General features: G+C 67.4%; 15 protein-coding genes. 3 read left to right on the plus strand and 12 right to left on the minus strand.

Going from position 1 to position 14128, the window contains the following annotated elements:
• The first annotated feature begins 112 nt into the window (after positions 1-112).
• Positions 113-1717: a fatty-acid--CoA ligase FadD5 gene (fadD5, locus tag AC3B5T_RS19410; RefSeq protein WP_055476030.1), complete on the plus strand. Its 1605-nt coding sequence runs from the start codon at positions 113-115 to the stop codon at positions 1715-1717.
• A 64-nt stretch (positions 1718-1781) separates the two neighbouring features.
• Here fadD5 and AC3B5T_RS19415 read toward each other — a convergent pair whose 3' ends face one another.
• From AC3B5T_RS19415 to AC3B5T_RS19460, 10 genes are all read right to left on the minus strand, one after another.
• Positions 1782-2582 carry a crotonase/enoyl-CoA hydratase family protein gene (locus AC3B5T_RS19415; RefSeq protein WP_014926839.1) on the minus strand — a complete coding sequence of 267 codons (801 nt, stop codon included), beginning with the start codon at positions 2580-2582 and terminating at the stop codon, positions 1782-1784.
• A gap of 4 nt (positions 2583-2586) precedes the next feature.
• Positions 2587-3321 carry a hypothetical protein gene (locus AC3B5T_RS19420; protein WP_014926840.1) on the minus strand — a complete coding sequence of 245 codons (735 nt, stop codon included), beginning with the start codon at positions 3319-3321 and terminating at the stop codon, positions 2587-2589.
• Between the two features lie 52 nt (positions 3322-3373).
• Positions 3374-4495 (minus strand): FAD-dependent oxidoreductase, encoded by a 1122-nt coding sequence (locus AC3B5T_RS19425; protein ID WP_055476029.1) that lies wholly within the window; start codon positions 4493-4495, stop codon positions 3374-3376.
• Complete coding sequence (locus AC3B5T_RS19430) at positions 4492-5394, minus strand: DUF1295 domain-containing protein (protein ID WP_231632723.1); 903 nt, start codon at positions 5392-5394, stop codon at positions 4492-4494. The genes AC3B5T_RS19425 and AC3B5T_RS19430 overlap by 4 nt, the downstream gene beginning before the upstream one ends.
• Before the next feature lie 34 nt (positions 5395-5428).
• Positions 5429-5905 carry a glutathione peroxidase gene (locus AC3B5T_RS19435; protein ID WP_055476027.1) on the minus strand — a complete coding sequence of 159 codons (477 nt, stop codon included), beginning with the start codon at positions 5903-5905 and terminating at the stop codon, positions 5429-5431.
• 59 nt (positions 5906-5964) lie between these two features.
• A complete protein-coding gene (locus AC3B5T_RS19440; RefSeq protein ID WP_055476026.1) occupies positions 5965-6681 on the minus strand; it encodes a ferredoxin reductase in 717 nt (238 codons plus the stop codon).
• Entirely contained in the window at positions 6678-7274 is a 597-nt protein-coding gene (locus tag AC3B5T_RS19445; RefSeq protein WP_055476051.1) for a sulfite oxidase-like oxidoreductase, read from the minus strand. Before AC3B5T_RS19445 ends, AC3B5T_RS19440 begins: the two co-directional genes overlap by 4 nt.
• Before the next feature lie 134 nt (positions 7275-7408).
• Positions 7409-8752, minus strand: coding sequence for a permease prefix domain 1-containing protein (locus AC3B5T_RS19450; RefSeq protein ID WP_055476025.1), 1344 nt, complete (start codon positions 8750-8752; stop codon positions 7409-7411).
• A complete protein-coding gene (locus tag AC3B5T_RS19455) occupies positions 8749-9108 on the minus strand; it encodes a PadR family transcriptional regulator (RefSeq protein ID WP_010842578.1) in 360 nt (119 codons plus the stop codon). The genes AC3B5T_RS19450 and AC3B5T_RS19455 overlap by 4 nt, the downstream gene beginning before the upstream one ends.
• Before the next feature lie 89 nt (positions 9109-9197).
• A complete protein-coding gene (locus AC3B5T_RS19460; RefSeq protein ID WP_004018570.1) occupies positions 9198-9401 on the minus strand; it encodes a hypervirulence associated TUDOR domain-containing protein in 204 nt (67 codons plus the stop codon).
• Between the two features lie 138 nt (positions 9402-9539).
• Here AC3B5T_RS19460 and AC3B5T_RS19465 point away from each other — a divergent pair, with 138 nt between their 5' ends.
• Together AC3B5T_RS19465 and AC3B5T_RS19470 are read left to right on the plus strand one after the other, a co-directional pair.
• Complete coding sequence (locus tag AC3B5T_RS19465) at positions 9540-10490, plus strand: ABC transporter ATP-binding protein (protein WP_055476024.1); 951 nt, start codon at positions 9540-9542, stop codon at positions 10488-10490.
• 4 nt (positions 10491-10494) lie between these two features.
• The gene (locus AC3B5T_RS19470; RefSeq protein ID WP_055476023.1) at positions 10495-12084 is read left to right on the plus strand and encodes an ABC transporter permease; all 1590 of its coding nucleotides are present in this window, start codon (positions 10495-10497) and stop codon (positions 12082-12084) included.
• 230 nt (positions 12085-12314) lie between these two features.
• Here AC3B5T_RS19470 and AC3B5T_RS19475 read toward each other — a convergent pair whose 3' ends face one another.
• Positions 12315-13175 carry an LLM class F420-dependent oxidoreductase gene (locus tag AC3B5T_RS19475; RefSeq protein WP_055476022.1) on the minus strand — a complete coding sequence of 287 codons (861 nt, stop codon included), beginning with the start codon at positions 13173-13175 and terminating at the stop codon, positions 12315-12317.
• Positions 13176-13228: 53 nt separating this feature from the next.
• Positions 13229-14116: a hypothetical protein gene (locus tag AC3B5T_RS19480; protein WP_193363191.1), complete on the minus strand. Its 888-nt coding sequence runs from the start codon at positions 14114-14116 to the stop codon at positions 13229-13231.
• Between the last annotated feature and the right edge of the window lie 12 nt (positions 14117-14128).

Below are 14128 nucleotides of genomic sequence, written 5' to 3' on the forward strand. Positions count from 1 at the left end.
CTGAATCTGGCAACGCCGACGACCTAATGTGTGACACGGGACACAACAGTGCCGGACCCTCGCCGAGGGCGTTCACTACGGGTCGAGTCCGCTCGACGAATGGGAGGCAGTCATGACTGCAAGTGCCGAGGTCGCCAGCAATTTGACCACCGAGCCGTATCGCTCGCGACGCAATCACTGGAACAACCAGGTTCGCCGGCACGCGATGATGACCCCGGACAACACCGCGATCACCTACCTCGACACCAACACGACATGGAAAGAGCTCGACGATCGGTCACGCGCCTTCGGTGCGGCACTCCATCGGCGGGGTGTCCGGTTCGGTGATCGTGTCCTGATGGCCCTGCTCAATCGCACCGAGTACATCGAGGCGATTCTCGGGGCGACGCTGATCGGTGCCATCCCGGTACCGGTGAACATCCGGATGAGTCCGGCCGAGGTCGCCTACCTGGTCACCGACAGCGGAGCGAAGATCGTTGTCACCGAGACCCTGCTCGCGCCAGTCGCCGACGCGGTCGCCGGGTCGACCGGGCAGATCGACACCATCATCGTCGTCGGTGGCAGCAACAACGAGTCCCATCTCGACTTCGAGACCCTTCTCGCCGAGGACGCTGCTGACCTGCCGGAGGTCGACGTACCCGAGGACACCGTGGCGGTCATCATGTACACCTCGGGAACCACGGGAAAACCCAAGGGCGCCATGCTCACCCATCAGAACATCCAGGCGCAGGCGGTGACGACGATCGCCACCACCAACGGCCAATCCGACGATGTCGCCTCGATCGTGCCGCCGCTCTTCCACATCGCCGGGATCGGCGGGTTCGCACCGATCTTCTACCGCGGGGTGCGCGCGGTCCTGCATCCGCTCGGCGCGTTCGACCCCGACACCATGCTCGACACACTCGAACGCGAGGGCGTCACGTCGATCTTCATGGTGCCGGCCCAGTGGCAGGCGGTGTGCGCCGCGCAGAAGGCGCGGCCGCGCAACCTCAAGCTGCGCACCATGAGCTGGGGCGCGGCACCGGCGTCGGACACCATCCTCAACGCGATGAACGAGTCCTTCCCCGACGCCGCGAACATGACCGCGTTCGGACAGACCGAGATGTCGCCGGTGACCACGATCCTCGAGGGCAAGGATGCGCTGCGCAAGCTTGGTTCCATCGGCAAGGTCGTCCCGGCCGTCACCGCGCGCATCGTCGACCCACTGATGAACGACGTCAAACCCGGCGAGGTGGGGGAGATCGTCTACCGCGGGCCCAACATGATGATCGGCTACTGGAACAAGCCCGAAGCGACCGCAGAAGCCTTCCGCGGCGGCTGGTTCCACTCGGGCGACCTGGTGCGCCAGGACGAGGAGGGCTTCCTCTATGTCGTCGACCGCGCGAAGGACATGATCATCTCTGGTGGGGAGAACATCTACTGCGCCGAGGTCGAAAACGTCCTCTATGGACACCCCAGTGTCAGCGAGGCGGCGATCATCGGCCGGGCAGACGAGAAGTGGGGCGAGGTGCCGGTAGCGGTGGTGGTGTTGGCCGAGGGCGTCGAGGATCTCACCCTGGCCGAGCTCGAACCGCATCTGAACGAGAACCTCGCCCGGTTCAAGCATCCGAAGGATCTGGTGATCATCGGCGAACTCCCGCGCAACGCCGGCGGCAAGGTCGTCAAACCACGACTGCGGGAGGCCTACGGCAGCAAGGACGCCGGTCTGGCCGACTGAACGGTCTTCGTCCCGGCGGCGTGACCGACCCGGGCCCGGTGAATCGACTGGGCCCGGGAGCGAGTCACTCGGGGTCGGCGAAGCGCGCTTCGCGTCGCGACATCCCGGCGTGTACCGCTTCCATCTGATTGGGTGACCCCATCAGACCGACCTGGAGTCGGCTCTCCAGCATCAGCGCTCCCGCCGGGTCCGTGCCCGCCCACGACTCGTCGTAGAGCCGCTTGGCGGCGCGGACAGCGTGCGGCGACTTCGACGCGATCTCGTGCGCGAGGTCGAGTGCGGCGGTGAGCGGATCGTCGACGACGCGAGTGACCAGGCCGAGCCGATGGGCCTCGGTGCCGTCGATGATCCGGCCGGTGAACGTGAGTTCCTTTGCCACATCCGCGGACACGAGTCGCGGCAACGTCTGGGTGATGCCCATGTCGGGCACCAGACCCCACTTGACCTCCATGATGGACAGCCGCGCGTCGGGGGTCGAGTACCGGATGTCGGCGCCCAGCGCGATCTGCAGGCCACCGCCGAAGCAGTTGCCGGTGATGGCGGCGATCACCGGCGCCGGGATCCGGCCCCAGTCCAGCGACACTCGCTGCGCGTGGTTGCCGAGCACGCCCGGTTCGCGCTCCAGTAGCGAGTTCACGCTGCCGCCCTGACCCAGACTCGACACGTCCAGTCCGGAGCAGAAGCTCTTGCCCGAACCGTGGACCACGACGGCGCGGACGCGCTTGTCCTCGGCCAGGGTGCCGGTCACCTCGATGAGGGCGTCGAACATCGCCGGGTCGAGAGCGTTGTGCTTGTCGGCTCGGTTGAGGGTCGCGGTGGCGACCCCCGCGTCGTCGATGTCCACGACGATCCGCTGCTCGGTCATCTGTCTACGTCCGATCTGTGGTGGGGTGCTTGATCTCTCGAAGCTGGCGGCCACGGCGCCGGTAGCGCCAGATGAAGTAGCCGACGCCGACCGCGAGAACCGCGCCGATGATCACGCCCCACGCGGTGGCGGCACGGAAACCGGGCGCCTCGACGTCGAAGATGCGCTCACCGGCATGGGCGCCGTTCCCGCCACCGGCGACCACGGTGAGGGTGAGCAGATTGGGGACCGCGACGATCACGCCGAGAACAGCGAACATGATCGTCGGGACGTTCTTCATCCGACCGCGGTAGACGAAGGACAGCGTGAAGAACAGCACCGGCACAAAGGTGCAGACGATCCCGAGGACCAGGCCGGTGCCGATGCCGCGACTGAACGAACCCTCGACACGCTGTCCGATCTGACCGGCCCACCAGCGGGGCAGGAATGCCTCGAGAATGAAATAGGTGACCACGAGCAGCGCAGCGATGACGAGTCCGATCACCACCTTCTTGACGACGGCGTTCGCGCGTTCGCCCGCGGTCGGCTTGACCGGCGTCGCGTCTGTCGTCGGGTCGGTCGCCGGCGCCGTACCGGGCTCGCTCCCGACGGGATACGAGGCGGACGAAGGAGTGGTTCCCGGTGGCGACCCGGCGGGCGGCACCGCTCCCGGCGGGTACGCACCTGACGACGGCTGTCCCGGTCCACCCGGCGTCGGGGGATGTCCGGATGGATTCGCCGAGAACGGTTCGTTGCTCATGGGCCGAGTCTATGCGCGGGTGGCGAGCTGACCGCCGAGAAGAGCGGCACGGTCACTCCGCCTTACGGATGCCGCCGTAGATGCCGCGACGGACGATCCATGGCTGCAGGATCGTGTCGACCGACCAGGCGGGGAAGCGGAACGGGCGGCCGTTGGGCGCGAACACCTGCAGACCGTCGGCCTGCACCCCGAGCACCGAACCCCACCTTCGCCGCGGCGGAACGTAGCTCCGCACCCGGTCGGGCCGTCCGGCGAGGTCGGCGCGGATGTTGTGCGCGAGCAGGCGATCGGCCCGGTTGCGGGCCGAGCTGCGGAGGTCGTCGGTCGCCGCGACGTCGCCGATCGCGTACACGAATTCGACACCGGGGATCCGTAGTTCGGCCGTCACACGGACGAAGCCCGACGGGTCGAGGACATCCGGCGGCAGCCATTCCGTGTTCGGCGTGACCCGGCCGATGGCCCACAGCACGGCGTCGGCCTCGACCGCCGGTTGCCCGGTCGAGAAGCTCACCGGCCCCGGCGTGATCTCGTCGCAGCCGAATCCGTCGGGCACGGCCGCGCGGTGGCCGCCGTGCACGCCGACCCCGAGCCGGCGCAGCCGCGCGAGGACCGTGGCCCAGGTCCGCGGATGATGGTGTGGGAGGGCGCGTTCGCCCGGGTGATAGAGATCGATGCTCTTGTCCGGCCAGGTCCGCGCCAGGTTGGCGGCGGCACTCACCGCAGCCGCCCCGCCACCGATGACGGCGATGGAGGCGGCCTCGGCGAACCGCTCGTGCGACGACCGTAGGTCGGCGTCGATGTCCGCGGCGGACTGCAGGTCCGGTTGTCGCCAGAAGCCGTTGCGGACCCCGGTGGAGATGACCAGCGCATCGAAACCCTCGACGCTCTCGGAGCCGGCGGCATCGACGACGGTGACGGTGCGGTTGTCGAGATCGGCGGCCGTCAGCGTGCCGTGGACTGTCCGGATATCGTCGAGTTTGCGGAAGCGTCCGAACGGGATTCGGTAATCACGTGCCCAGGCGTCGGGCCGGCTGATCCGCAGACCGAGTTCCTGCCCGCTGACGAGTCCCGGCTTCGACGAGATCCCCACGACATCGACGTGCGAGGCGAGGTGGATCGCGGTCAGCACTCCGGAGTCACCGAGACCGGCGACGACGACCCGCGGTCGGCTCACGCAGAGACCTGATCCGGCGGGTGCGCGGCCGAGCGTGGCGGGCGTGGGACGAAGCGCGGTACCCGGTCGATGACGTCCTGATAGCCGGGGCGTCGCTCGAGACTCCGCTTCTCCATCATCGGGATGCTCGCACCGAGGAACATCGCCAGCATCAGCACCGCTCCCACGAACAGCCACCACCAGTCACCGGGTGAGGCGGCGAGCCCGAACAGGGCCATCGACACCCAGAACATGACCTCCCCGAAGTAATTCGGGTGGCGCGACCACGCCCATATGCCCGTGTCCAGGACGGCGCCCGGCGTCCGGTGAGCGGCGAACCGACGCAGTTGCCCGTCGGCGACGTACTCGAGCAGTGTGGCGGCGAGTCCGACGACGGCCGCCACGGCGGTCAGCCATGCCACGACGCCGCCGGTGTGGGTGACCGCCACGTAGACCGGGATCATGCCGAGGAACACCTGGACGGTGGGGAAGACGTGGATCGCCATCAGGTCGACGGGCAACTCCGCGCGTCCGGCCCCGGATTTGAGCATCGGATAGCGCCAGTCCTCGTGCTGCAGACCCGGCCAGCCGATCGCCCAGTTGGCGGTGAGACGAATCGCCCAGGCACCGACGACGACGGCGATGACCCAACAGTGCACCGCGTCGATCCCGAGGTCGCCTGCCGCCCACCAGTAGATGAGGAGCGCGGGCGGCACCACACTCCAATAGGCGTCGTAGAAGCTGGAATTGCCGTAGTACCTGCTGAACGCGAAGATCACCAGCGTGGCCAGCAGATCGGCGATCAACGTGTCGAGCCACAGGTGGCCGGTGGCCGGACCCCAGATCAGCCAGGCCGCGGCGACGGCAAAGGCGATCACATAGGCGAGGGTGACGCGGACGAACGAACCGGTGCGACTGATGGCGGTGTCGGTGCTCACGGGCGTGTCCACTCGGTCACAGCTGTTCTTCGATGGACCCGGCGAGTTTCTCCGGCTTGGTGGTCGGGGCATACCGCGCGACGACCGACCCGTCCCGGTCGATCAGGAACTTGGTGAAGTTCCATTTGATGCGCCCGCCGAGGACGCCGGACTTCTGGTCCCGCAGCCATGCGAACAGCGGGTGGGCGTCGGGACCGTTCACGTCGACCTTCGCGAACATCGGGAACGTCACGTCGTAGGTCAGCGAGCAGAAGTTCTTGATCTCGTCCTCGTCACCGGGCTCCTGGTGCCCGAACTGATCGCAGGGAAAGCCGAGGACGCGCAGCCCCTTGTCGGCGTAGTCGCGGTGCAAGGCCTCCAGACCGCGGTACTGCGGGGTGAATCCGCACTGCGAGGCGGTGTTCACGATGAGCAGGGGACTGCCCTGGAATTCCGAGAGTTCGACGGGGTTGCCGTCGATACCGGTGGCGGTGAAGTCGTACGCAGAGGTCATGACCCTACGCTACGTGCCGATCAAGCACTTGCTCGGGAGAACCGTCGAAGGACTTCGGATCACTCCCCGAAGCGTTCCGTCCGGATGCGGGTCCGGTCGTGGCCGGCGTCGACCATCCACTGGGCGCAGTTCTCGACGAAGCGGTTCGGCCCACAGATGAACACCGTCGGCGACGTCGCGGGATCGAGCGTGAGTCCGGCCAGTTCGTCCGCGGTGAGGCGGCCCGGGGGTCGCGTCGCCTCCTCGGGCCCGACGCGGGTGTGGATGAGGTGAACATCCATGCGCCGGTGGTCGATCAGCTGCCGGAACTCGTCCCGGTAGTAGACGCGGTCGGGACTACGGACGGAGTAGACGAGTGAGAACGGCGTCTGCGGCGCCTCGACCTCGCGACTGCGGATCATCGACATGAGCGGCGCGATACCGGAGCCGCCGCCGATCAGCTGGACGGGGCGGTCGTCGCCGGACGGCCACGTGAACCAGAATCCGTGCGGATCGCTGATCTCCAGCGGGTCACCGGGCTCGACGACGTCGACCAGGTACGGCGACACCTCGCCGTCATGGAGTCGTTCGACGGTGACCTCGACCGAGCGGGTCTCGCGGACGTCGGACAGCGAGTAGGCCCGCGCGGTGGAGTAGCCGTCTTCGGCGGTCAGGCGGATGTCGACGTGTTGGCCGGGCAGCGCGTGGATGGCCTCGGGAAGGGCGAGGCGCAGCGTCCGCGCGGTCGGGGTGATGTCGACAACCGAGGTGACCGTCGTGAGATGCCAGGTCGTCACGAGTAGCGCTGCTCGCGCCAGGGGTCGCCGTACATGTGGTATCCGCGCTCCTCCCAGAAACCGGGTGCGTCCTCGGTCATGAACCGAAGTCGCCGAACCCATTTGGCACTTTTCCAGAAGTACAGGTGCGGCACCAGGAGTCGTGCCGGACCGCCGTGCTCGGCGGCGAGCGGTTCGCCGTCGTAGGTGTCGGCGATCCAGCCGCGCCCGCCGACGAGATCGGCGAGCGGCACATTGGCGGTGTAGCCGCCGTGGCAGTGCGCCATCACATACGGTGCGGGCTCCCACGGCAGCGCCTGCAGCAGCGTGTCGAACGAGACTCCGCGCCACCGCGTGTCGAACTTCGACCACCGTGTGACGCAGTGGATGTCGGTGGTGATGTCGTCGTGCGGCAGATCCTGGAACTGCTCCCAGGTGAACGTGGCCGCCCGATGGTCTGCCGACTGCACGGCCAGCATCCAACCCTCCGGGGCGACGGAGGGTGTCGGCTCGGAGGACAGGACCGGGAAATCGAGTGTCGTGTACTGCCCTGGTGGGAGACGCCGCGCATCGCGGTCGCGGCGTCCCACGAACCCTCGGTTGACGATGGCCATGGTCGCGCAGTCTACGCGGCTGCATTCCATTCGGCCCGCTCGCTCCGCTCCCGGCGCCGTCCATCGATTCGGCCCGCTCGCTTCGCTCCCGGCGCCGTCGCCCCTTCGGCCCGCTCGCTTCGCTCCCGGCGCCGTCAGGAGAAGTCGAACAGCGGCGGCACCGCGACGACCACCGCGGCCGCCCAGACCCCGAACACCGGCAGGTAGTCCGTCTGCCACCGCTCCGTGGCGTCGAACCCGCGGCGGCGACGCACGAAACCGAAGAGCAGATACGCAGCCCACGACAGGTTCACCAGCAGAACGAGGTTGAGGCCCAGGGCCACGGTCTTGTTGGCGGTGAACCCGAACTCCGCGATACGCGAGGCCATGATCGTCAGCATGACCGCGTCGACCGCGAGCGCGGTCACCACCAGTACCAGCTGCAGACGGTCGAAGAGCTCCGGGCGCAGATGCGGATCGCGCGCCGAGATCGCGTACAGCAGCAGGCCGAGAACGAGGACGAGGATCAGGTCGACGAGGATCAGCAACTCGCGGTCGACGTCCACGACGTCGCCGCTGGTCACCATCGCGACCAGCAACACGACGAGCATCACCGCGGTGACCGGCGTGAACACCTTGGTCAACACCGGTGCGATGTTCTCGACCACGCTCTGCTTCGCTTCGACCAACCAGGCGGCGAGCAGCACGATCCCGGTCGCGGCGATCGGCGCCAGCCACTGGGAGATCACGGCGTCGACGTCGATGTCGAGGGCACCGAAGGCGCCAGCGGTCAGTCCCGTGAGCACAGCCGCGCCCAGGCCGAGAAGCGTTGCATACACCACCCATTCGCCGGTGAAGCGGATGAAGTCCATGCGCCGGGGACCCGATCTCCATCGGCCGCCGACGTACGTCACGCCCACCAGGAACCACAGGACGATCGGCGCGTGGATCGCGACGATGACCTGCGTCGGCCCCTCGTCGACGAAGGGATAGATGTTGACGGCCACGCCGGTCACGACGAATGCGGCGGCCACCGCGAGCGCGGTTCGTGTCGAGACCCGGCGTTTCCAGCCGAAATACACTGCCAGGAACGGCAACACGAGCAGAGTCGCATTGCGGACGAGAACCCATTCGGGCATGACCTCCAGCGCGATGCGGACCGTGGCGGCCGCCGCGACGACGAGACCGATCACGACGCCGAGCTCGTGACGTCTTCGGCCCAGATCCCCGGCCGGTTCCGCGGTCAGGACCAGCTGTTTCCACAACCTGTCGGAATGCTCGCGGGCGAACTCGCGCGAGAGCGCATCGACTCGTCCCATTCGCTTGACGGCGACCAGGAACGCTTCGTCGTCGTCGAGACCGCCGGCGGCGAGGTCGGCGATCTGACCGCGCAGGTGGTCTTCCATCTCATCGGCGTCGGTGGTGGCAATGGCCTGATGGCGCAGGACATATCCGCGCCACCGGTCGATCTGGCTCTCGAGTTCGGTGTCCGCGCTCACGCCAGGCCCTCCGCGGTGGGCGGCAGGGCGACCGTCCGCCACACCTGATCGAGCGCGTCGGCCACGACTTCCCATTGGGACCTGCGCTCGGCGAGGGCGGCCAGCCCCGACGGCGTGATCGTGTAGTGCTTACGCCGTCTGCCGGTGTCGGCCTTGCCCCAGGTCGCCTCGACATGGCCGGCACGCTCGAGCCGGTGGAGCAACGGGTAGAGCATGCCGTCGGTCCATTCCATCCGGCCACCGGACATCTCGCGGACGCGCTTCAGGATCGCGTACCCGTAGGACTCACCCTCGGCGAGAATGCCGAGCACCAGCGGCGTCGCGGAAGCGGCCACCAGGTCTTTCTCGATATACATAGAACCCCTATACCTAGAACTACAAGGAGCATAGCAGCTCTAGGTATGGGGCCGACTCGATCGAGGCCTTCCGGGTATCTCTGCGACAGCTATTTCTTGGACAGCGACGACTCCTTGTGCGCCGCCTTCGAACCCGTCTTCGACGACTTGACGATCCAGTACGGCTCGTCCTCGCTGGCCTTGAATTTCTGGCCCTCGAAGGTGAATTCCTTGGTCCGCTTCTCCTCGGCCGTGCCCTCGGTCTCGCCCTGAGACGTGTTCCAGCGCACGGTGTCGTTCTTCTTGATCGCCATGGCCGCAGAGTGCCCCGCCGGCGACGACGGTCAAACCTCCGCCGCCCGCTCAACTGGGCTGGGCGACCAGCGCGAACCGCACCTGTCGGATCGCTTGCTGTGGAACGATCATCAGGTCGTGTCGAGCCGGAGGTACGCATGGGCGTGGAACGCTCCGAGAACCATCAGGGAACCGATCCGGTCATCGATGTCCGGGGGCTGCGCAAGAACTTCGGCAAGTTCGAGGCGCTACGGGGGCTCGACCTCCAAGTCGCCCGCGGCGAGGTCCACGGTTTCCTCGGTCCCAACGGCGCAGGCAAGTCGACGACGATCCGCGTCCTGCTGGGTTTGTTGCGAGCGGACGGGGGAGAGGTCCGACTGCTGGACGGCGACCCCTGGCGTGATGTCGTGGAGCTACATCGGCGACTGGCATACGTACCCGGCGACGTCGCGCTGTGGCCGACGATGACCGGCGGCGAGATGATCGATCTGCTCGGCTCGATGCGAGGCGGTCTCGACGAGGAGCGTCGTGCCGATCTTGTGGCGAGGTTCGAACTCGACACGACCAAGCGCGGGCGGCAGTACTCCAAGGGCAACAGGCAGAAGGTCGCGATCGTGGCCGCGTTGGCGTCCGATGTCGAGTTGCTCATCCTCGACGAGCCGACGTCCGGGCTGGACCCGTTGATGGAGAACGTATTCCAGGAAGTCGTGCGCGAGGCCACCGACCGGGGTACCACCGTGCTGCTGTCGAGTCACATCCTTGCCGAGGCCGAAACCCTCGCCGACCGGCTCTCCATCATCCGCGACGGGGCCGTCGTGGCGACCGGCACGCTAGCCGAGCTTCGCGGACACACCCGCACTTCGGTTCGTGCGCAGCTGGATTCGCTTCCGGATCCGGATGTCCTGGCGCAGCTGCACGACGTCGACGTGCGCGAGACCGGTTCCGGAGGGCATCGCCTGAGCGCGACCGTGGACTCGGATCGGATCGGATCGGTCATGGCGGTGCTGCCATCCTGCGGCCTGCGTGCCCTGACGGTCGAACCACCGTCGCTGGAGAGTCTGTTCCTGTCGCTGTACGAGACGGGCGATCTTCCCCGAGGCGAACGGTGAGGCAATGACGGCGTCGACGATCGGCACCGCCCCGCTGTTGCGGGCCTCCCTGCACCACGAGGGTCGCAGCTTCCTGCCGTGGATCGTGCTGCCGACCGCCCTCGCCGTGTCCTCGGTCATCGCGTATCCGTTGTTGTTTCCCGACGCCGCGGAACGCTCCGCGTTCGCCGCGACCATCGGCTCGAATCCCGCGCTGGGCCTCATCTTCGGGCCCGCCTACGACCTGTCCACCGTCGACGGTTTCGTCGCGTGGCGCAGCCTCGCGCTCGGCGGATTCGTCGCGGCCCTCGCAGCGATCTTCATCGTGGTCAAAGCCGCGCGCGGACAGGAGGACTCCGGACAGGCGGAACTCCTCGCCGCAGGTGTGCTCGGGCGCGCCGCGCGACTGTCGACCGCGCTGATCATGGCCGGCTTGTGCTCGATCGCCGTCGGAGTCGTCGCGGGTCTCGCGACGTCGCTGAGCGGCGGGGACTGGGAATCGTCGTTTCTGCTGGGATTCGGTTTCACCGTCACCGGCTGGATGTTCGGCGCCGTCGCGGCGGTGAGTGCCCAGGTGGGCTCGGACGCGCGGGCCGCCACCACGATCGCGGTGTCGCTTCTCGGCGTGCTGTTCGTGCTGAGGGGCTTCCTCTTCTCGGTGAACGCACCGGCGTGGACCACGTGGATCAATCCGCTGGGATGGGTTCAGGAGACCCGACCGGCAACCGGAGATCACTGGTGGCCTCTGCTGCTCGGGGTGGTCTTCGTGGTCGTCGTGGGAGCGGCGGCTTTCGTATTGCAGAGCGCGCGGGACTTCGGTCAGGGACTCGTTCCGGCGCGACCTGGTCCGTCACGGGGCCGCGTCGGCTCGCCACTGTCTCTTGCGTTCCGCCTCAACCGCGCGCCGATCGTGTCGTGGGCACTCGCCTTCGTCGGACTCGGCGTCGTCTTCGGCTACTTCACCAGGTCGGTTCGCGGTCTCCTGACCGCTAATCCGGCGATGGCCCAGATCTTCGCTTCCGGCGCCGCGTCGCCCGCGGACCTGGTGTCGGCATTCGTCACGACGATTCTCGGTCTGGTGGGGATCATCGCGTCCGTCGCCGGCGTACAGATCGTCAACCGAATCCGTACCGAGGAGCTCGACGACCGCGCGGAGGCGGTACTCGCCACCTCCGTCAGCCGGCCGAGCTACTTCGGCGCCACCACCGGGGTCGCACTCGTCGTCCCCGCCGTTCTCGTCACCGTCGCCGGCTCGGTCATCGGGATCTTCGCCTCGACAACGGATCTCGACATCGGTTTCGGCGACGTCTTCGTCCAGTCGATTGCCACGATCCCGGCGGTCTGGGCCGTCGTCGGCATCGCGGTCGCCGTGATCGGCGCCCGACCCCACATGCGGCCCGCGATCTGGTTGGGCGTCCTGGTGTCGTTCGTGCTGACGATCCTGGGCCCGAGCTTCAAGCTCCCGGAGTGGGCGCTGGGAGTCAGCCCGTTCCACCACGTGCCGGATGTCTCTGCCGCGCAACCCGACTGGTGGGGGCTGTGTGGGGTGGGGGTGGTCGTGGTGTTGCTGGTCGTACTCGGGTTCGCCGGGTTCCGGCGGCGGGACGTGCCATAGACGCACCCTGGGGTGCAAGCCCAACTACTGACCCCTGAGGTGCGAGCCCAACCAATGATCCCTGCGGAGCGAACCCAACCAATGATCCCTGAGGTGCGAGCGAAGCGAGCCACGAAGGGCCTCGCAACGTGTCTCGCCAGCCCCTTCGTGGCTCGTCGCTTTCGCTCCTCACACCTCAGGGAGCAACGGAAATTCACGCTTTCGCTCCTCACACCTCAGGGAGCAGGAAATCAGCCCAGGGCTGCCGCAAGGCGGCGCCACTGCTCGCGCGGGAAGCCTCGGTGGTCGGCCTGCAGAACCTGCACGCACACATGGTCCGCGCCGGCCGCACGGTGCTCGTCGATCCGCTTGCGGATCGCGGCCTCGTCGCCCCAGACGATCAGAGCGTCGAAGAGTCGGTCGCTCGCCGAGGTCAGGTCCTCCTCGGAGAACCCGAGACGCCGAAGATTGTTGGCGTAGTTCGGCATCGCGAGGTAGCCCTTGAGCCACTTCGTGCCGATCGCGCGTGCCTCGTCGCGGTCGGCGGCGAAGATCGCCGTCTGCTCCGGCGCGAGCAGCGGCCTGTCGCCGAGAGTGTCGCGGGCGATCGAGGTGTGTTCCGGGGTCACCAGGTAGGGGTGGGCTCCGGCAGTCCGGTCGGCCGAGAGCTGGAGCATCTTCGGTCCGAGCGCGGCCAGCACCCGGGCACCGGCCGGCACCGGCTGCGGCGCGTCGTCCAGGCCGTCGAGGAACGCCTTGGTGGTCGCGAGCGGCTTCTTGTAGCGTCCGGCTTCCTGCGCGTCGATCAGCGGTGCGTGGCTGATGCCGAGGCCGAGAAGGAACCGGGGGCCGAACTGCTCGCTGAAGCGCGCGTGGGCCGCCGCGACGTCATGCGGCTCATGCATCCACATGTTGAGGATTCCGGTGGCGATCACGGCGTTGCGGGTGGCACCGAGCAGGTTCTCGACCGCATCGAGGACCGGACCGCCCACATCGGGGATCCACAGGCCTGTGTAACCCAATTCGTCGAGCTCGGCCGCGGCTTCGGCGGCCTCCCCGGTGTCTCCGTACCGTAGCGGTGAACTCCAGATTCCTACGCCGTCGAATTTCATGCCCTCGACACTACCGATCGAGTGATCGGGTTGTGGCGACGGTCGAATCCGGCTCAGCTGTTCGCCGGTCGACCCGCCGCCGCCTCCAGCCGCGCGTCCATCGCGGCGGTCATCCGCTTGAACAGGTTGATCGCGACGACCCCCGCGACGATGAGGACGACTCCCGCGACGGTGCCGAGTGAGTCGGTGACCAACCCGGAGATGCCGATCGCGAGAACGTAGATCGGCACCCAGCCGAACAAATGCAGGATGCTCTCCGGTTTCTCGTCGGTGGCCCATCCCTCCCGAATCGCAGCACGGTAGGTCGCGTAGTCGGGATAGAACTCGGTGAACGCGATCGCGAAGATCGTGCCACCGATCTGGATGATCCACCCGGTCCAGAAGTTGTTCGGGTCGTCGAGCACCAGATCGCCGAACGCGCCCGATATCGCGGCGACACCGAACCCGGCCACCCATGCCCAGGTGATGACGTAGTTGATGTGGATGAACAGCGGGCTGTCCCAGAATTCCTTCTCGGTGGTCTCCCGCGCGTACTGGAGGGTGAACGGCTGACGCACGAGGATCGACCCGAGCGCGAACGAGACCAGAGCGATGTTGGTCATCTCCCCGCCCCAGCGCTCCAGCCAGTCGATGACGCCGTCGGAGGCGAACAACGCGATGATCGCCATCGTGCCGAAGTAGGTGACGTCGAAGACTTCGAGGAGCTTCACACTCGTGCCACGCTTGTGACCGCCGATCACCAGCAGGAGCGACAGCGCGAACGCCGACGCCGCGGCCTCCTCGAACCGGCCGGGCCCCGCGAGCAGCGCCATGAGGATCCACGGGGACATACCCGCGAACGGCGAGTTGAGGAACAGCGTCAATGCGTGCCGTGCGCCCGACGTCGGCGGTGGATCGGTCCGCGTCGAGTCGGCCACCGGCGGAGTCGGATCATCGCTCATTGCTGAATTGTG

The organism is Gordonia sp. G4, assembly GCF_057770005.1.